The organism is Leclercia sp. Marseille-Q4284, from assembly GCF_916618945.1.
GTDB lineage: Bacteria > Pseudomonadota > Gammaproteobacteria > Enterobacterales > Enterobacteriaceae > Enterobacter > Enterobacter tamurae.
Genome location: NZ_CAKAKG010000002.1, coordinates 1,423,310 through 1,440,747, shown reverse-complemented (window position 1 = coordinate 1,440,747; position 17,438 = coordinate 1,423,310). Strand labels below are relative to the sequence as shown.

22 protein-coding genes are annotated in these 17,438 nt (G+C 54.8%); 12 read left to right on the top strand and 10 right to left on the bottom strand.

Features of this window, described 5'->3' with window-relative positions; all coding sequences use genetic code 11:
• The first annotated feature begins 157 nt into the window (after positions 1-157).
• Complete coding sequence (gene sfsB / locus LG383_RS21635; RefSeq protein WP_106994826.1) at positions 158-445, top strand: DNA-binding transcriptional regulator SfsB; 288 nt, start codon at positions 158-160, stop codon at positions 443-445.
• A gap of 60 nt (positions 446-505) precedes the next feature.
• Here the strand turns inward: sfsB and murA are convergent, their stop codons facing one another.
• The 7 genes from murA to mlaF all read right to left on the bottom strand — a co-directional run bounded on the left by murA (position 506) and on the right by mlaF (position 5,297).
• Complete coding sequence (gene murA, locus LG383_RS21630) at positions 506-1,765, bottom strand: UDP-N-acetylglucosamine 1-carboxyvinyltransferase (RefSeq protein WP_106994827.1); 1,260 nt, start codon at positions 1,763-1,765, stop codon at positions 506-508.
• 52 nt (positions 1,766-1,817) lie between these two features.
• On the bottom strand, positions 1,818-2,072 hold the full coding sequence (gene ibaG / locus LG383_RS21625; protein WP_032614457.1) for a BolA family iron metabolism protein IbaG: 255 nt from the start codon (positions 2,070-2,072) through the stop codon (positions 1,818-1,820).
• 125 nt (positions 2,073-2,197) lie between these two features.
• Entirely contained in the window at positions 2,198-2,491 is a 294-nt protein-coding gene (mlaB, locus tag LG383_RS21620) for a lipid asymmetry maintenance protein MlaB (RefSeq protein WP_166184228.1), read from the bottom strand.
• Positions 2,491-3,126 carry a phospholipid-binding protein MlaC gene (gene mlaC / locus LG383_RS21615; RefSeq protein ID WP_166184231.1) on the bottom strand — a complete coding sequence of 212 codons (636 nt, stop codon included), beginning with the start codon at positions 3,124-3,126 and terminating at the stop codon, positions 2,491-2,493. Before mlaC ends, mlaB begins: the two co-directional genes overlap by 1 nt.
• A 3-nt stretch (positions 3,127-3,129) precedes the next feature.
• On the bottom strand, positions 3,130-3,690 hold the full coding sequence (gene mlaD, locus LG383_RS21610) for an outer membrane lipid asymmetry maintenance protein MlaD (protein ID WP_106994830.1): 561 nt from the start codon (positions 3,688-3,690) through the stop codon (positions 3,130-3,132).
• Positions 3,691-3,694: 4 nt separating this feature from the next.
• Complete coding sequence (gene mlaE / locus LG383_RS21605; RefSeq protein ID WP_225760113.1) at positions 3,695-4,477, bottom strand: lipid asymmetry maintenance ABC transporter permease subunit MlaE; 783 nt, start codon at positions 4,475-4,477, stop codon at positions 3,695-3,697.
• A 7-nt stretch (positions 4,478-4,484) separates the two neighbouring features.
• Positions 4,485-5,297, bottom strand: a complete 813-nt coding sequence (mlaF, locus tag LG383_RS21600) for a phospholipid ABC transporter ATP-binding protein MlaF (RefSeq protein ID WP_106994832.1) — start codon at positions 5,295-5,297, stop codon at positions 4,485-4,487.
• Between the two features lie 229 nt (positions 5,298-5,526).
• Here mlaF and LG383_RS21595 point away from each other — a divergent pair, with 229 nt between their 5' ends.
• From LG383_RS21595 to npr, 11 genes are all read left to right on the top strand, one after another.
• Positions 5,527-6,504: a calcium/sodium antiporter gene (locus LG383_RS21595; protein WP_106994833.1), complete on the top strand. Its 978-nt coding sequence runs from the start codon at positions 5,527-5,529 to the stop codon at positions 6,502-6,504.
• Positions 6,505-6,517: 13 nt separating this feature from the next.
• Positions 6,518-7,504, top strand: coding sequence for an arabinose-5-phosphate isomerase KdsD (gene kdsD, locus LG383_RS21590; protein WP_225760112.1), 987 nt, complete (start codon positions 6,518-6,520; stop codon positions 7,502-7,504).
• 14 nt (positions 7,505-7,518) lie between these two features.
• Positions 7,519-8,085 (top strand): 3-deoxy-manno-octulosonate-8-phosphatase KdsC, encoded by a 567-nt coding sequence (gene kdsC / locus LG383_RS21585; protein ID WP_106994894.1) that lies wholly within the window; start codon positions 7,519-7,521, stop codon positions 8,083-8,085.
• Positions 8,082-8,657, top strand: coding sequence for an LPS export ABC transporter periplasmic protein LptC (lptC, locus tag LG383_RS21580; protein WP_225760111.1), 576 nt, complete (start codon positions 8,082-8,084; stop codon positions 8,655-8,657). Before kdsC ends, lptC begins: the two co-directional genes overlap by 4 nt.
• A complete protein-coding gene (gene lptA, locus LG383_RS21575) occupies positions 8,626-9,180 on the top strand; it encodes a lipopolysaccharide ABC transporter substrate-binding protein LptA (protein ID WP_106994836.1) in 555 nt (184 codons plus the stop codon). The genes lptC and lptA overlap by 32 nt, the downstream gene beginning before the upstream one ends.
• Before the next feature lie 6 nt (positions 9,181-9,186).
• Positions 9,187-9,912, top strand: coding sequence for an LPS export ABC transporter ATP-binding protein (gene lptB, locus LG383_RS21570; protein ID WP_106994837.1), 726 nt, complete (start codon positions 9,187-9,189; stop codon positions 9,910-9,912).
• A 47-nt stretch (positions 9,913-9,959) separates the two neighbouring features.
• The gene (gene rpoN / locus LG383_RS21565) at positions 9,960-11,393 is read left to right on the top strand and encodes an RNA polymerase factor sigma-54 (protein ID WP_106994838.1); all 1,434 of its coding nucleotides are present in this window, start codon (positions 9,960-9,962) and stop codon (positions 11,391-11,393) included.
• A 22-nt stretch (positions 11,394-11,415) separates the two neighbouring features.
• Positions 11,416-11,703, top strand: a complete 288-nt coding sequence (hpf, locus tag LG383_RS21560) for a ribosome hibernation promoting factor (protein ID WP_106994839.1) — start codon at positions 11,416-11,418, stop codon at positions 11,701-11,703.
• 82 nt (positions 11,704-11,785) lie between these two features.
• A complete protein-coding gene (gene ptsN / locus LG383_RS21555) occupies positions 11,786-12,277 on the top strand; it encodes a PTS IIA-like nitrogen regulatory protein PtsN (protein ID WP_039031625.1) in 492 nt (163 codons plus the stop codon).
• A 45-nt stretch (positions 12,278-12,322) separates the two neighbouring features.
• Entirely contained in the window at positions 12,323-13,177 is an 855-nt protein-coding gene (gene rapZ / locus LG383_RS21550) for an RNase adapter RapZ (protein ID WP_106994840.1), read from the top strand.
• On the top strand, positions 13,174-13,446 hold the full coding sequence (gene npr / locus LG383_RS21545; protein ID WP_047058971.1) for a PTS phosphocarrier protein NPr: 273 nt from the start codon (positions 13,174-13,176) through the stop codon (positions 13,444-13,446). Before rapZ ends, npr begins: the two co-directional genes overlap by 4 nt.
• Here npr and mtgA read toward each other — a convergent pair.
• The 3 genes from mtgA to arcB all read right to left on the bottom strand — a co-directional run bounded on the left by mtgA (position 13,443) and on the right by arcB (position 17,381).
• On the bottom strand, positions 13,443-14,168 hold the full coding sequence (mtgA, locus tag LG383_RS21540) for a monofunctional biosynthetic peptidoglycan transglycosylase (RefSeq protein WP_370635194.1): 726 nt from the start codon (positions 14,166-14,168) through the stop codon (positions 13,443-13,445). The two genes, npr and mtgA, sit on opposite strands and share 4 nt — an antisense overlap.
• Positions 14,165-14,818, bottom strand: coding sequence for an isoprenoid biosynthesis glyoxalase ElbB (gene elbB, locus LG383_RS21535; protein ID WP_106994842.1), 654 nt, complete (start codon positions 14,816-14,818; stop codon positions 14,165-14,167). The genes mtgA and elbB overlap by 4 nt, the downstream gene beginning before the upstream one ends.
• Positions 14,819-15,047: 229 nt before the next feature.
• Positions 15,048-17,381 carry an aerobic respiration two-component sensor histidine kinase ArcB gene (gene arcB / locus LG383_RS21530; protein ID WP_225760109.1) on the bottom strand — a complete coding sequence of 778 codons (2,334 nt, stop codon included), beginning with the start codon at positions 17,379-17,381 and terminating at the stop codon, positions 15,048-15,050.
• Positions 17,382-17,438: the final 57 nt, after the last annotated feature.

Below are 17,438 nucleotides of genomic sequence, written 5' to 3'. Positions count from 1 at the left end.
AAGAATCCGCTTACAGGCCGCATGATTAAAGCCCTGGCAAAATCTGAATGTTGCTTCCAGTAACGCGAACTTTTTAGAACCGCTGTTCGAAGAAGGTATAGTAAAAACGTCATTTAATTGAAATGACGTAAACGTACCAGAACAGAGGGACCGCTGAATGGATAAGAAATTTATCGACTGGCACTCGGCCGATATTATTGCCGCGCTGCGTAAAAAGGGAACATCACTGGCGGCAGAATCCCGTCGTAATGGCCTCAGTTCATCCACCCTGGCAAACGCGCTGACGCGCCCTTGGCCGAAGGGAGAACTGATCATTGCAACGGCGTTAGATACCGATCCCTGGGTCATTTGGCCATCACGCTACCATGACCCGCTAACCCACGAATTTGTCGACAGAACGCGCATGATGCGCCAGAGCAGAAAACAAAAAGAGCGCCAACAATGACGCTCCTTTAAACGGGACCAGCAACCCCCCGGTCGAAATGGCAGGGGGCTGCCTTAACGATTACTCGCCTTTCACACGCTCAATATTTGCACCCAGGGCACGCAGTTTATCTTCGATGCGCTCATAGCCGCGATCGATGTGATAAATACGGTCCACCAGCGTTGTACCTTCCGCAATACAGCCCGCCAGCACCAGGCTTGCAGACGCACGCAGATCCGTCGCCATCACCTGCGCCCCGGACAATTTTTCCACACCATGACAGATCACGGTGTTGCTTTCGATCTCAGCATGGCCACCCATACGGATCAGTTCTGGTACGTGCATAAAGCGGTTTTCGAAGATGGTTTCGGTAATGAAGCCAGTCCCTTCTGCCACCAGGTTCAACAGAGTGAACTGCGCCTGCATATCGGTCGGGAACGCAGGATGCGGAGCAGTACGCACGTTCACGGCCTTAGGACGCTTACCGTGCATATCCAGGCTGATCCAGTCTTCACCGATTTCGATGTCCGCACCGGCATCACGCAGCTTAGCCAGTACCGCATCCAGCGTATCAGGCTGTGCATTGCGACAAACGATCTTACCGCCGGAGATGGCCGCTGCGACCAGGAAGGTCCCGGTTTCAATACGGTCAGGCAGAACGCGATACACGCCGCCGCCCAGGCGCTCAACACCTTCAATGGTGATACGGTCGGTACCCTGGCCGGTGATCTTCGCCCCCAGCGTATTCAGGAAGTTCGCGGTGTCCACAATCTCTGGCTCACGCGCGGCGTTCTCGATAATGGTGGTACCTTCAGCCAGGGTTGCTGCAGACATAATGGTGACGGTTGCGCCAACACTCACCTTATCCATCACGATATGCGCGCCTTGCAGGCGGCCATTGACGGAAGCTTTGACGTAACCCTCTTCCAGCTTAATTTCGGCGCCCAGCTTCTCGAGGCCGAAAATATGCAGATCGACCGGACGCGCGCCAATGGCACAGCCGCCCGGCAGTGAGACCTGGCCCTGACCAAAACGGGCCACCAGCGGACCCAGCGCCCAGATGGAAGCGCGCATGGTTTTCACCAGGTCGTACGGCGCGGAGAAGTTGTTCACGTTGCTGGCGTCGATCCACACGGAGCCGTTACGTTCTACCTTGGTACCCAGCTGGCCGAGCAGCTTCATGGTGGTATCAATGTCTTTAAGTTTCGGGACGTTCTGGATCTCTACCGGCTCTTCCGCAAGCAGTGCGGCAAAGAGGATCGGCAGCGCGGCGTTTTTGGCACCGGAAATTGTGACTTCGCCCTGGAGACGCGTAGGTCCCTGAACACGAAATTTGTCCATGTGATTACTCTCTGTATGAATTCAACCGTGCTGCGGGCAACTCACCCTCAGCTCAAAAACCGTTCAGTTTGCGATCGCGTGCCCACTCAGTCGGGGTGAACGCCTTGATCGACAGGGCATGGATGCGATTATCCGCGATATATTCCATCAGCGGCGCATAAACAGCCTGCTGTTTTTTCACGCGGCTCATGCCGTCAAAGATCTCTCCCACAGCAATAACCTGAAAGTGGCTGCCGTCGCCGGAGACGTGGGCTTCCTGGAGGGCAAGTGCGTTCATCAGCACGGTCTGGATTTCATGATTTTCCATGGGATCTCTATCATCTGGTGTGAAAACAAGCCCAACATCTTAGAGCAAAGTGGCGCGGTCTTAAACAAGCAAAAAGCCCCGACGATGAAACAGTCGGGGCTTTTGATAGTAACGTACTGAAAAAATTAGCGAGGCAATACGTCTTCCGGCAAATTATAGAGCTGAGCCAGGGTGATGACGTTGTCGCTGGCACCCGCCAGCGTCACCTGCCTGCCCTGCCCTTTGCCTGCTGCCACCAGATGAACCAGCAGCGCGACGCCTGCCGTATCCACGCGAGAAATGCCGCCAAGGTCGATACAGGAGATTCCCTGCATGGCTTCATGACGCGCATCCCACAGAGGATTCAGATAATCCTGATCCAGCTCGCCAGTGAGTAACAGCGTCTCACCCTCACGGGTCCAGCTGAGCTGCGACATCATTATTTGCTCTGGTCCAGGGTGATTTTCTGACGCGAGATGCTGTTCAGCTGGGCAGTCAGGCCATCAATGCCCTTGGTGCGCAGCAGGTCACTCCATTCGTTCTGCTTGGTGGTAATCATGCTGACGCCTTCGGCAATCATGTCGTATGCCTGCCAGTTACCGTTCTGGCTGTTCTTACGCCACTGGAAGTCCAGACGCACTGGCGGACGACCGTTCGGATCGACGATGGTCACGCGAATAGGCAGGATGGTGGCAGAACCCAGCGGCTGTTCCGGCGCAATCTGATACGTCTGACCGTGGTACATCGCCAGCGCCTGACCGTAAGCCTGCTTCAGGTACTCACGAAACGCAGCAAAATAGGCATCACGCTGGGCTGGCGTTGCGTCTTTGTAGTAACGACCCAGCACCAGGGCCCCGGCATATTTTACCTGCACATACGGCAGCAGCTCCTGATCAACCACATCGCGCAGATAATCGGGATTGGACCGAATTTTCGGTTGCTCATTTTTAAGGCGATCGAAGGTTTTCTTGGCCGCCTCATTCATCTGTTGATAGGGATTGCTCTGATCGGCTGCGTTAGCGGCAGTCAAAGGGGCAATCATCAGCATGGCAACCATTAACAGTCGTTTAATCATGAATTACTTCTCCTGAGATGAATTCGTCGTGCCAACAGGCGGCGTAATGTCACTCTGCGCAGGTGTCTGAGCAGCTTGATTCTCGTCACCCCCTTTACTGTTGCTGTTGTAAAGGAACTGACCAATCATATCTTCCAGCACCATGGCTGACTTCGTATCCTGAATCACGCCACCGTCTTTAAGGATAGTCGTTCCCAGTTCGGGATCTTCAAAACCGATGTTCAGCGCCAGGTATTGTTCACCTAACAGGCCGGAGGTACGGATAGACAGGGAGCTGGTATCCGGGATGTGGTTGTAGCGCTCTTCAATATCCAGCGCAACGCGCGGCAGATAGGTTTTCTCGTCGAGAGTGATGTCGGCCACACGCCCGACCACGACCCCGCCAATACGCACCGGGGAACGGCTTTTCAGGCCACCGATATTATCGAAGGTGGCATAAATGCGGTATGTCGGCTCGGTACGGATCGTCGTGACATCTGCCACTTTGAAGCTTAAAAACAGTGCGGCCAGCAGTGCCAGCAAAACAAATACGCCTACCCAAATTTCTACTTTTTTCGTTTGCATGAACTCATTTCCCAAACATCAGTGCGGTGAGCACAAAATCCAGAGCCAGTATGGCCAGCGACGAATGCACAACAGTGCGGGTGGTTGCCCGGCTGATACCGGCAGACGTCGGGATGGCATCGTAGCCATTGAACAACGCAATCCAGGTGATCGTTATGGCAAATACCGCGCTTTTAATCAGGCAGTTAATCAGATCCAGACGCCAGTCAACGGCGCTCTGCATCGCCGACCAGAAGAAACCGGCATCAATTCCTTTCCACTGTACGCCAACCATCGATCCGCCCCAGATCCCCACCGCAACAAACAGGATAGTCAGCAACGGCAAGGAGATCATGCCCGCCCAGAAGCGCGGCGCGATCACCCGACGCAGCGGATCCACAGCCATCATCTCCATACTGGAGAGCTGCTCGGTGGCACGCATCAGGCCAATTTCTGCCGTCAGCGCCGACCCGGCACGCCCGGCGAACAGCAGCGCAGCAACCACCGGCCCCAGCTCACGCAGCAGGGAGAGCGCCACCAGCATACCGAGGCTGGTTTCCGCACTATAGGTGGTGAGGACCAGATACCCCTGCAGCCCCAGCACCATCCCGATGAAGACGCCGGAAACGATGATAATGAGCATCGACAGCACGCCGACATTGTACAGCTGGCGAACCAGCAGAGGGGCATGTTTGCGGAATTCCGGTTTCCCGACCAGCGCATTGAATAACATCAACCCGGCACGCCCGAACGTCCTGATGGTTTTTATGCCACGGTGTCCAAGAGCGGCCAACGCATTTAACAGCATGAGTGGCTTAACTCCCTATTCCCAATAAATCTTTATGATAATCGCCCGCCGGATAACGGAACGGTACGGGGCCATCTGCAATACCGTCGAGGAACTGACGGACGCGGGCATCGCAGTTACTCTGTAATGCTTGTGCGCTACCGTGCGCCACAATTTTTTTATCCGCCACGATATAGGCGTAATCGGCAATGCTCAGCACTTCGGGTACGTCATGGGTGACCACAATACAGGTCACGCCCAGGGCGCTGTTCAGTTCAGAGATCAGTTTGACCAGCACGCCCATGGTGATGGGATCCTGGCCGACGAATGGCTCATCGAACATGATCAGATCGGGTTCCAGCGCGATCGCGCGCGCCAGGGCCGCACGACGGGCCATCCCGCCGGAGAGTTCAGAAGGCATCAGTTTGGCTGCGCCACGCAGGCCGACAGCCTCGAGCTTCATCATGACGGTACTTTTCAACAGTTCCGGCGGCAGATGCGTATGCTCACGCAGCGGATAAGCGACATTATCGAAGACGTTCATGTCAGTAAAAAGCGCGCCGGACTGAAAAAGCATGCTCATGCGTTTACGTACGGTATAAAGGCGCGAGCGGGACATCGCCGGGATATTTTCGCCGTCAAAGAGGATCTCGCCCTGGCTCGGCGGGATCTGCCCACCAATCAGGCGCAATAACGTCGTTTTACCAATGCCGGACGGGCCCATGATGGCGGTGATTTTACCGCGAGGCACGGTGAGAGAGATGTTGTCAAAAATGACCCGGCTGCTGCGCGTGAAGCTGACGCCACGGACATCGACTATATTCGCTCCATTCAGGCTCATGTACATTTCCTTTCTATTGCCGGTTCAGGATCAGCTTGATGCCTGATTTCGCCGCAAACCCAACATTTTTACAGAATATTACCTCTGCAGGTAAGCGAAAGCTGGCATTTGTTTTACTTTTACAACGCATAAAGTCAAAATTAGGAATACGTTACGTCTACAGACAGTATGCAGCGGCAGAGATTTTTTCTCGGTGGACCGGCGAGTATACCTGAAGAAAGGACTTTTGATGCTTCTTGCAACGGCACTGTTAATAATTGGTTTACTTTTGGTGGTCTACAGTGCCGACCGTCTGGTGTTCTCCGCATCAATTCTGTGTCGTTTATTAGGTGTTCCCCCCCTGATTATTGGGATGACGGTGGTCAGCGTGGGTACCTCCCTGCCGGAGATTATCGTCTCTGTCGCCGCCTCGCTGCACGATCAGGTTGATCTCGCCGTGGGAACAGCCATTGGCTCCAACATCGTCAACATCTTGCTCATCCTGGGACTTGCTGCACTGCTCCATCCATTTCGCGTGCATTCTGATGTTCTGCGACGCGAATTACCGCTAATGTTAATTGTCAGTCTGCTGGCCGGTTATGTGTTATATGACGGGCAGTTAACGCTTAGCGATGGCATTTTCCTGCTGGCACTGGCGGTCATCTGGCTGTTTTATATTGTTAAGCTGGCCCGGGCGGCAGAAAAGCAGGGCAATGACACCCTGACCCTTGAGCAGGTTGCAGAGCTACCGCGTGAGGGAAATTTGCCCGTTGCGCTGCTCTGGCTGGGGGTGGCGCTGATCATCATGCCGATGGCGACCCAGATGATCGTTGATAATGCGACGGTGCTGGCCAACTACTTCGCCATGAGCGAATTAACCATCGGCCTGACGGTGATTGCCATTGGCACCAGTCTCCCCGAGCTGGCCACGGCGATTGCCGGCGCGCGTAAAGGCGAAGATGACATAGCGATTGGTAATATCATCGGTTCCAATATTTTCAATATTGCCATTGTGCTGGGTCTGCCGGCCCTGATTGCTCCCGGCGCCTTTAATCCGCTGGCGTTCAGCCGGGATTACGGGGTGATGGTGTTAGTCAGCGCTATCTTCGCCCTGCTCTGCTGGCGACGTAAAAGGCAGATTGGTCAGGGCGCTGGCGCGCTGCTGACGGTGGGATTTATCGTATGGATGGCGATGCTGTACTGGCTCTCGCCTCTTCTCTCTGGGTAAACGGAAACGCATTATGTCGCAAATAGAATTGCAGCCGGGTTTTGACTTTCAGAAAGCAGGAAAAGAAGTTCTGGAGATAGAACGTGAAGGTCTGGCGCAGTTAGATCAATACATTAATCAGGATTTTAGCCTCGCGTGTGAAAAAATTTTCCACTGCACCGGCAAAGTCGTGGTGATGGGAATGGGCAAATCCGGGCACATTGGTCGTAAAATGGCGGCCACCTTCGCCAGTACCGGCACCACCGCCTTTTTCGTTCATCCCGGTGAAGCGGCGCACGGTGACCTCGGCATGGTCTCAGCGCAGGATATCGTCATCGCGTTATCCAACTCCGGTGAATCAAATGAGATCCTGGCCCTGATCCCGGTGCTGAAGCGGCTCCACGTTCCCCTTATTTGTATCACCAGCCGTCCTGAGAGCAGCATGGCGCGCGCCGCAGATATCCATCTGTGCGTCAAAGTGCCAAAAGAGGCCTGCCCGCTGGGACTGGCACCGACCTCCAGCACCACCGCTGCGCTGGTAATGGGAGATGCGCTGGCCGTCGCCCTGCTCGAAGCCCGCGGCTTTACCGCCGAAGATTTCGCCCTCTCCCATCCGGGTGGTGCGCTGGGACGTAAATTGCTGCTGCGGGTGAATGACATCATGCATACCGGGGATGAAATTCCACGCGTCAGTAAAGAGGCCTCCCTGCGCGATGCGCTGCTGGAGATCACCCGTAAAAACCTCGGCATGACCGTCATCTGCGATGATCAGATGAAAATTGACGGGATTTTCACCGATGGGGATCTGCGCCGCGTGTTCGATATGGGTATAGATGTTCGTAAGCTGGGTATCGCCGATGTGATGACCCCCGGGGGGATTCGGGTGCGTCCCGGCCTGCTTGCTGTCGAAGTATTAAACCTGATGCAGTCCCGCCATATCACCTCCGTCATGGTTGCTGATGGCGACCAGTTGCTGGGTGTGGTACATATGCATGATCTGCTGCGCGCAGGCGTAGTGTAATGAAGGATAAGACAATGATTAATGCGGGTGCATCCCTTGCAACCTGTTACGGCCCGGTCAGTGCGCAGATGATGTCGCAGGCCGAAAACATTCGCCTGCTGATTCTGGATGTCGATGGCGTGCTGTCTGACGGCCTGATTTATATGGGCAACAATGGCGAAGAGCTGAAGGCCTTCAACGTCCGTGATGGTTACGGCATTCGCTGTGCGCTCACGTCTGGCATAGAAGTTGCCATCATCACCGGGCGTAAGGCTAAACTAGTAGAAGATCGCTGCGAAACGCTGGGCATTACCCATCTCTATCAGGGACAATCCGATAAGATGGTCGCTTTCAGGGACTTACTTGGTAAACTGGCCATCGCCCCGGAAAACGTCGCCTACGTCGGAGACGATCTGATTGACTGGCCAGTGATGGCAGAAGTGGGTTTGAGCGTCGCCGTGGCTGATGCCCATCCGCTGTTGATCCCGCGCGCTGACTATGTCACCCGTATCAACGGTGGCCGCGGCGCAGTAAGAGAAGTCTGCGACCTGCTGCTGCTGGCGCAAGGTAAGCTTGATGAGGCCAAAGGGCAATCGATATGAGTAAAACCAGACGTTGGGTTATTATTCTGCTTTCGCTGGTAGCACTGGTACTGATTGGCGTGAATCTCGCTGACAAGGACGACGAACAAGCGCCGGCGGTCAATACTAACGATCCAACATACAGAAGCGATCATAGCGATACCGTGGTGTACAGCCCGGAAGGGGCTTTGAATTATCGCCTTATCGCTCAGCATGTTGAGTATTTTTCCGAACAGGGCGTCTCCTGGTTTACCCAACCGGTGATGACCACGTTTGATACCAATAAAGTGCCGACCTGGTCGATTAAATCAGACCGGGCAAAACTGACGAATGACCGTATGCTTTATCTGTATGGTCATGTTGAGGTGAATGCGCTGACCGCAGACTCACAGCTGCGCAAAATCACAACCGATAACGCACAGATTAACCTTGTGACGCAGGATGTCACGTCGCAGGATCTGGTTACGTTATACGGCACCACATTTAATTCCAGCGGTCTGAGAATGCGCGGGAACTTACGCAGCAAGAACGCAGAGCTGATTGAAAAGGTTAGAACCTCCTATGAAATTCCAAGCAAACAAACTCAGCCTTAAATTTGTTATTGCCAGCGCGCTGCTGGCCGTCAGCCTGCCTGCGCTTGCTGTAACGGGTGATACCGAGCAGCCGATTCATATCGAATCCGATACGCAGTCGCTCGATATGCAGGGCAACGTGGTGACCTTTACCGGCAATGTGGTCGTGACCCAGGGCACCATCAAAATCAACGCCGACAAGGTAGTGGTGACGCGTCCTGGCGGGGAAGATGGTAAAGAGATTATCGATGGCTACGGCAACCCGGCCACCTTCTACCAGATGCAGGACAACGGTAAGCCGGTGAAAGGCCGTGCCTCCCAGATGCACTACGAGCTGGCGAAGGATTTTGTGGTGCTGACCGGCAATGCCTTCCTGGAGCAGCTCGACAGCAACATCAAGGGCGACAAGATCACCTATCTGGTGAAAGAGCAAAAAATGCAGGCCTTCAGTGAAAAAGGCAAACGCGTAACCACCGTCCTGGTTCCATCGCAGCTGCAGGACAAAAACAACACTCAGGCCCCGGCACAGAAAAAGAGTAACTAATTCGTTATGGCAACATTAACTGCAAAGAATCTCGCCAAAGCCTACAAGGGCCGTCGCGTAGTGGAAGATGTCAGTTTGACCGTCAACTCCGGCGAAATTGTCGGCCTGTTGGGTCCTAACGGTGCGGGTAAAACCACTACCTTTTACATGGTGGTAGGGATTGTGCCGCGCGACGCGGGTAACATCATCATCGATGACGAAGATATCAGCCTGCTGCCGCTTCATGCACGTGCGCGTCGCGGTATCGGTTACCTACCACAGGAAGCGTCGATCTTTCGCCGTCTGAGCGTCTTCGACAACCTGATGGCGGTGCTGCAGATCCGTGACGATTTGACCTCCGAGCAGCGTCAGGATCGCGCCAACGAGCTGATGGAAGAGTTCCATATCGAACATCTGCGCGACAACATGGGTCAGGCGCTCTCCGGTGGTGAACGTCGCCGTGTGGAAATTGCCCGCGCGCTGGCAGCCAACCCGAAATTTATTCTGCTCGATGAACCTTTTGCGGGCGTTGACCCGATTTCGGTTATTGATATTAAACGAATTATTGAGCATCTGCGCGACAGTGGTCTGGGCGTGCTTATCACCGACCATAACGTGCGTGAGACGCTGGCGGTCTGTGAGCGGGCTTACATTGTCAGCCAGGGCCATCTGATTGCCCACGGCACACCGCAGCAGATCCTCGAAGACGATCATGTTAAGCGCGTGTATCTTGGGGAAGACTTCAGACTCTGATAGGGTAGAAGTACAGTCTCGCGTAAACGGAGAAAAATGCTCTGAACATGAAGCAAGGTTTGCAATTAAGGCTCAGCCAACAGCTGGCAATGACGCCGCAGCTCCAACAGGCCATTCGTCTGTTGCAGCTGTCGACGCTAGAACTCCAGCAGGAGCTCCAGCAAGCGCTGGACAGCAATCCCCTGCTTGAGCAAACCGATCTTCACGACGAGGTAGAAACTCAGCAAACTCAGGACACCGAAAATCTCGACAGCGTTGATGCGCTGGAGCAAAAAGAGATGCCTGACGAGCTTCCTCTGGATGCCAGCTGGGATGAGATCTACACCGCCGGCACGCCATCCGGCACGCGCGCAGACTACCAGGATGATGAATTACCGGTGTATCAGGGCGAGACCACCCAGTCGCTGCAGGATTACCTGATGTGGCAGGTGGAGCTCACGCCGTTTTCCGATACCGATCGCGCCATCGCTACCTCCATTGTCGATGCCGTCGATGAGACCGGCTATTTGACCGTGTCGCTGGACGACATTCTGGAAAGCATCGGTGATGATGAGATCGATCTTGAAGAGGTCGAAGCGGTTCTGAAGCGTGTTCAGCGTTTCGATCCGGTTGGCGTCGCAGCACGCGATTTACGTGACTGCCTGCTGATTCAGCTTTCGCAATTCGTTAAAGAGACGCCGTGGCTGGAAGAGGCTCGCCTGATCGTCAGCGAGCATCTGGATCTGCTGGCCAACCACGACTTCCGCTCATTGATGCGCGTAACGCGCCTGAAAGAAGAGATCCTGAAAGAAGCGGTTAATCTGATTCAGTCGCTGGATCCACGTCCGGGGCAGTCCATCCAGACCAGCGAGCCCGAGTACGTTATTCCCGATGTGCTGGTGCGTAAGCATAACGGCCTGTGGGTTGTGGAACTGAATTCCGACAGCATCCCGCGCCTGCAAATCAATCAGCACTACGCCTCGATGTGCACCAGCTCGCGCAATGATTCGGATAATCAGTTTATCCGCAGCAATCTGCAGGAGGCGCGCTGGCTGATCAAAAGCCTCGAGAGCCGCAATGACACCCTGCTGCGCGTCAGCCGCTGCATCGTCGAACAACAGCAGGCGTTTTTTGAGCAGGGTGAAGAATTTATGAAGCCGATGGTGCTGGCCGATATCGCCCAGGCCGTCGAGATGCATGAATCGACGATTTCCCGCGTGACGACGCAGAAGTATCTGCACAGTCCGCGCGGTATTTTTGAGCTTAAGTATTTTTTCTCCAGCCACGTCAATACCGAAGGCGGCGGCGAAGCCTCGTCGACGGCCATTCGGGCGCTGGTGAAAAAATTGATCGCCGCGGAAAACCCCGCGAAACCACTGAGCGACAGTAAGTTAACCACCATGCTGTCCGATCAAGGTATCATGGTGGCACGCCGTACTGTTGCGAAGTATCGAGAGTCTTTATCCATTCCGCCGTCAAACCAGCGTAAACAACTGGTCTGACACAACCGATAAGGAAGACACTATGCAGCTCAACATCACTGGACACAACGTCGAAATTACTGAGGCCCTGCGTGAATTTGTGAATACAAAATTCGCCAAGCTTGAGCAGTACTTCGAGAGGATCAATCAGGTCTACATTGTGTTAAAAGTGGAAAAAGTGACTCATATCTCGGATGCGACCCTGCATGTCAACGGAGGCGAAATTCATGCCAGTGCGGAAGGACAAGACATGTACGCGGCTATCGACGGCTTGATTGACAAGCTCGCCCGACAGCTAAACAAACATAAAGATAAACTGAAACAACACTAATTGTCCGGGCAGTTAACGGGTGCAGGTTGGCCTGTTGTGAAACACAACGGGCCCTTTGTACAGTTAGCGCTTAGGTGAAATTATGATGAATAACGATTCAACTCTACAACTGAGCAGTGTCCTTAATCAGGAATGTACCCGCAGTGCCGTCCACTGCCAGAGCAAAAAACGTGCCCTGGAGATCATCAGTGAACTGGCCGCAAAACAGCTGAGCCTGCCGCCACAAGTGGTATTTGAAGCGATTCTGACCCGTGAAAAAATGGGCAGTACCGGCATCGGCAACGGCATCGCCATTCCCCATGGCAAACTTGAAGAGGATACCCTGCGTGCTGTAGGGGTGTTTGTTCAGCTGGAAACACCTATCGCCTTTGATGCTATTGATAACCAGCCTGTCGATTTGCTGTTTGCCCTGCTGGTGCCAGCGGATCAGACCAAAACACATTTGCACACCCTCTCGCTGGTGGCCAAACGCCTGGCGGATAAAACCATCTGTCGCCGTTTGCGCGCGGCTCAGAGCGATGAGGAGCTTTATCAAATCATTACGGAAACGGAAGGCAATCAGGATGATGCGTAATCGGGTGATGGCGTTGACATCTGTAGTCCTGAGGAGAAACGGTACATGGTGCTGATGATCGTCAGCGGTCGTTCAGGGTCCGGAAAATCGGTGGCCCTGCGAGCGCTGGAAGATATGGGCTTTTACTGCGTGGATAACCTGCCGGTAGTGCTGCTGCCCGAGCTGGCGAAATCACTGGCCGATCGGCAGATTTCCGCCGCGGTCAGCATCGACGTGCGTAACATGCCGGAATCCCCGGAGATCTTTGAGCAGGCGATGAGCAGTTTGCCGGAGGCGTTTTCACCTCAGCTGCTGTTCCTTGATGCCGATCGCAACACGCTGATCCGTCGCTACAGCGATACCCGTCGTCTGCATCCGCTCTCCAGCAAAAACCTGTCGCTGGAAAGCGCCATTGACCAGGAGAGCGATCTACTGGAGCCGCTGCGTTCCCGCGCCGACCTGATCGTTGATACCTCCGAAATGTCTGTCCATGAACTGGCGGAAATGCTGCGTACCCGCCTGCTGGGCAAACGCGAGCGCGAGCTGACGATGGTGTTTGAATCCTTCGGCTTTAAGCACGGTATCCCGATCGATGCAGACTATGTGTTTGACGTGCGCTTCCTGCCGAACCCGCACTGGGATCCAAAGCTGCGTCCGATGACCGGCCTGGATAAACCCGTCGCCGCGTTCCTCGACAGGCATACGGAAGTGCATAACTTTATTTATCAGACGCGCAGCTACCTTGAACTCTGGTTGCCGATGCTGGAGACAAACAATCGCAGCTACCTGACGGTGGCGATTGGCTGTACCGGGGGCAAACACCGTTCGGTCTATATTGCTGAGCAACTGGCTGACTATTTCCGCTCGCGCGGCAAAAACGTGCAGTCCCGTCATCGTACGCTGGAAAAACGCAAAACATGACCGTAAAGCAGACCGTTGAGATCACCAATAAGCTGGGCATGCATGCACGCCCGGCGATGAAGTTATTTGAACTGATGCAAGGGTTTGACGCGGAGGTTCTGCTGCGTAATGACGAGGGCACCGAAGCCGAAGCCAACAGCGTAATTGCCCTGCTGATGCTGGACTCCGCCAAGGGCCGCCAGATCGAAATCGAAGCTACCGGCCCACAGGAAGAAGAGGCGCTGGCAGCAGTCATTGCGCTGTTCAACGCCGGCTTTGATGAGGATTAATGCAGCTTATTGGCCTGCATAAATCCTTCCCCGCCCAACTGCCGCATCTGGCGCAGGATCCACGCCTGACGGTTGCGTACATAGCCTGAAGGCGCGCTGGCCTTAAAGCGGATGGGGTTCGGTAGCACGGCGGCCAGCAGCGCGGCCTCAGAAGCCGACAGACGGCTCGCGGGCTTATGGAAATAGCGCTGGGCAGCAGCTTCGACACCAAACACCCCCTCGCCAAACTCCGCGATATTCAGGTATACCGTCAGGATGCGTTTTTTACTCCACACCGTTTCGATGCCTAACGTCAGTCCGGCTTCAAATCCTTTTCTCATCCAGCTGCGTCCGTCCCACAAAAACAGGTTTTTCACCGTTTGCTGAGAAAGCGTCGACGCCCCGCGAATGCGGCTCTCATTACGCTCGTTGTGCGCTAACGCCTTTTCTATTGCCCCAACATCAAACCCCCAGTGATCCGGGAATTTCTGATCCTCGGCGGCAATAACGGCCAGCCCCATCCACGGCGAGATCTCATCCATACTCACCCAGTCAGAATGGGCGATATAGCTGAAATCGCCTCGCAGCCAGCTCCCCAGCTGACGTTCAATCATCACCGCGGAAAACGGCACCGGCAGAAAGCTGAACAAGGCGATGCCGCCGCCCCAGAAGACCGCCATCACCACCAGGACACGAATGACGATCCGCCTTACCCAGCCGGATCGGGGACGCTTCAATCTCATTCCGCCAGCACCAGCACGCGGGTGACCAGCTTCTCAATACCTGTCGCAGCTTCGGCAATGTTCTCCGCCAGCATATACGCGGGGGTGGTCACGATTCGGTTCTCTTCGTCGACCACGATATCGTCTACCGGACACGGGATATGCTCCCCGCCCATGTCTTCGATGGCTTCAGCGGTATCAATGTCGGTGCCGATAGTCAGACGCAGCGGGATATCAAAGATGGCTGGCAGCATCGCCGGGGCGATACAGATAAAGCCCAGCGGTTTACCGGCCTCATGCATCTGCAGCGCCAGGGTTTTAAAATCGCTATCCACCCGGCAGGCGCTGCCCTGGTGGGCAAAATCACTGAGGTTTTTTGCGGCACCAAAACCGCCCGGCACAATTAGCGCATCCAGTTCGGCACCATGGGCCTCACTGAGCGGACGGATCTGCCCGCGGGCGATGCGCGCCGCCTCAATCAGGACATTTCGGCTTTCCGCCAGCGGTTCACCGGTGAGGTGGTTGATGACATCGGACTGAGTTTTGTCTGGTGCGAAACAGACCGCTTCTGCACCGTTGCGCGCCAGCGCCAGCAGCGTCAGAACCGCTTCATGTATTTCAGAACCATCGTAAACACCGCACCCGCTCAGTACTACGCCGACCTTTTTCATCCTGCGATCCCTCTCGAAAAATGTTACATGCACATTAAAAATTCTGATTAAAACGGTGTGCTTCACACATTTAACTGATTCATGTAACAAAGTATTTAAGATTTGCTATCTTAACTGCGTGCGGCCTGAATTTTCCGGCTACGCCATTATCCTAAAAATAACCTATCAAGGCGCAGCCAAGATTTCCCTGGTGTTGGCGCAGTATTCGCGCACCCCGGTTTAGCCGGGGTCATTTTTTTCTGCTCTCCACCCAGGCTTTCAGGACGGCCACATCGTTCTGCCACTCCTGCTTCATCTCTTCAACCCATTCACCCACGTTATCTTCCCACGCCGGTAAATCCGGGGACTGGATCTGTTTACCCAGCTGCTGCAGATGGCGCAAACCAATAGAACCGGCGGCTCCTTTGATCTTATGGCCCTCTTCAACAACGCCTTTTTGATCCCGCGCCGTCAGGTTGGACTCCAGCACGTTCAGATAGCCTGGCATCATTTTTTCGAACATGGCCACACCGTCAGTGATCAACTTCGGACCCACCAGATCGATGTACTGTTCCAGCATCTCGATATCCAGCAAAGACTGCGCTTTTTCCGTATCTACCGTCGTCATGGTGCTCTCCTCTTCGTCACTGGTGTCCCAGTACTTCTTAATCATGGCGGTTAAGGCAGGTACCGCCAGCGGTTTGCTCAGTACATCGTCCATTCCGGCATCAAGGTACTCTTTTTTATCTTTCAGCACGTTAGCGGTCAACGCCACCAGCGGCGGCAGTTCATCGCTGGCGTAACGGCTGGTCAGTTCACGGGAGATGTCCAGCCCGGTCATGTCCGGGAGCTGAATATCCAGCAGCACCAGATCGTATTCCCCAGGGGTGAACATCTCCAGTGCGGCCTTGCCGGTCATGGCGACATCCACGCTGCTGCCGAGTTTCTCCAGCACCGAGCGCGCCACTATTACGTTCAGTTCAATATCTTCCACCAGCAGCACGTGCAGAGCTGGCAGCGGCATATCGTCATGGGCAAAGGTATCTTCGACCTCTTCCGCCACGGCTGGGGCTCGAACGCTCAGTTTAAACACCGATCCCTGTCCAGGGCTGCTGCTCACCGTAATGTCGCCCCCCATGCTCTTCGCCAGGCGACGCGATACCGCCAGGCCAATGCCGGTGCCGGTAGCGGGCTTGCCTCCCTGGCTATCTTTAACCTGATAATACATGGCGAAGATCTTGTCCTGCTCCTCCTGCGGAATTCCGATCCCGGAATCTTCCACCTCGAAGTGCAGCATCTCGCCTTCGCCGTAACGCACGCGAACCGCCACCTGACCGCTCTGGGTAAACTTGACCGCATTGCTGATCAAGTTCCAGAGGATCTGGCGCAGGCGCGTGCCGTCAGTCACCACCTTGTGCGGCAGCGGCAGCGTTGGCTCCATCACAAAGCGTAGCCCTTTCTGCTGCGCCTGCAGGCCGGAGAGGTTTTCCAGATCGGCCAGGAAACCGGTGAAGTCCACCGGCTGGTTATCCAGCTGGACTTTGCGTCGCTCCATCTTATCCATATCGATAATATCGTTGAAGATATTGCCGAGCGTGACCGCTGAAACGTGGATCGTTTTCAGATATTTCTCCTGCTCGGTCGTCAGGTCGGTATCGAGCAGAATGCGGCTTAATCCCACAATGCCGTTAAGCGGGGTACGCAGCTCATGGCTGATGGTGGAGATAAAGGTGGTTTTATCGCGGCTGGCGCGCTCGAGGGCATCCTGATAGCGCTTACGCTCGGTAATGTCGCGCCCGAAGCCCATCAGCCCGTGGCGTTTCCCGACGCGGTCGTAATATGGCACTTTGCGGATTTCGAAGCAGGCTTTGCGCCCGTCCGGGTAGTCGAGCCACTGCTCGTAGGTCAGGGAGACGTTATGACGGAATACCTTCTCGTCGGTTTCGATAACTTTGGCGGCCGCCTCGGGGGAGTAGACGTCCTGGGGGCGCAGACTGACGAGCTGCTTTTCGCTTTTGCCGGTCAGGAGCTCCATCGCCCGGTTACAGCCGGAGAACTCTTTATCTTCATTGCGGTAGAAGACCAGATCCGGGGAGGCGTCGAGGAAAGAGCGCAGGAATGAGGATTGCTGCTCAAGCTGGATCTGCGTCTGCTCGCGCTCCTTCATTTCGATTTTCAGCTGTTCCAGGGTGGTCTGGCGCTCGGCCTCGGCTTTCTCACGATCTGAGATCTCCTGGTTCAGTTGAGCGATGTTATCTTTCAGCTGCACGTTGAGCTTCAGATCGCGTTCGCGCATCTCCTCCAGCTTTTCCACTACCCTGGTCAACCGCTGGCGGGATTCCTCCAGCTGTTCAACCACTACCGAGAGGAAATAGACCGCCCAGGGGGTGATCAGCAGGCCGAAGAAAATAGACCGAATGAGGTCAATGCTCTCAACCTGGCCGTGCAGCACCATGGTAATGGCCATCTGCACCACAATCGCCAGCACCACCAGCGCCAGCGCCAGCAGCAGGGAGAAGCGTACCAGGCCGAGCTTCATCATCAGATCGACATAGTATTGCGCCAGTAACCGAATTTGCTTCATAGGGGATCTCTTCACGACGTCATCGCACAATAATACTCAAATTCCAGGCAAGACGTT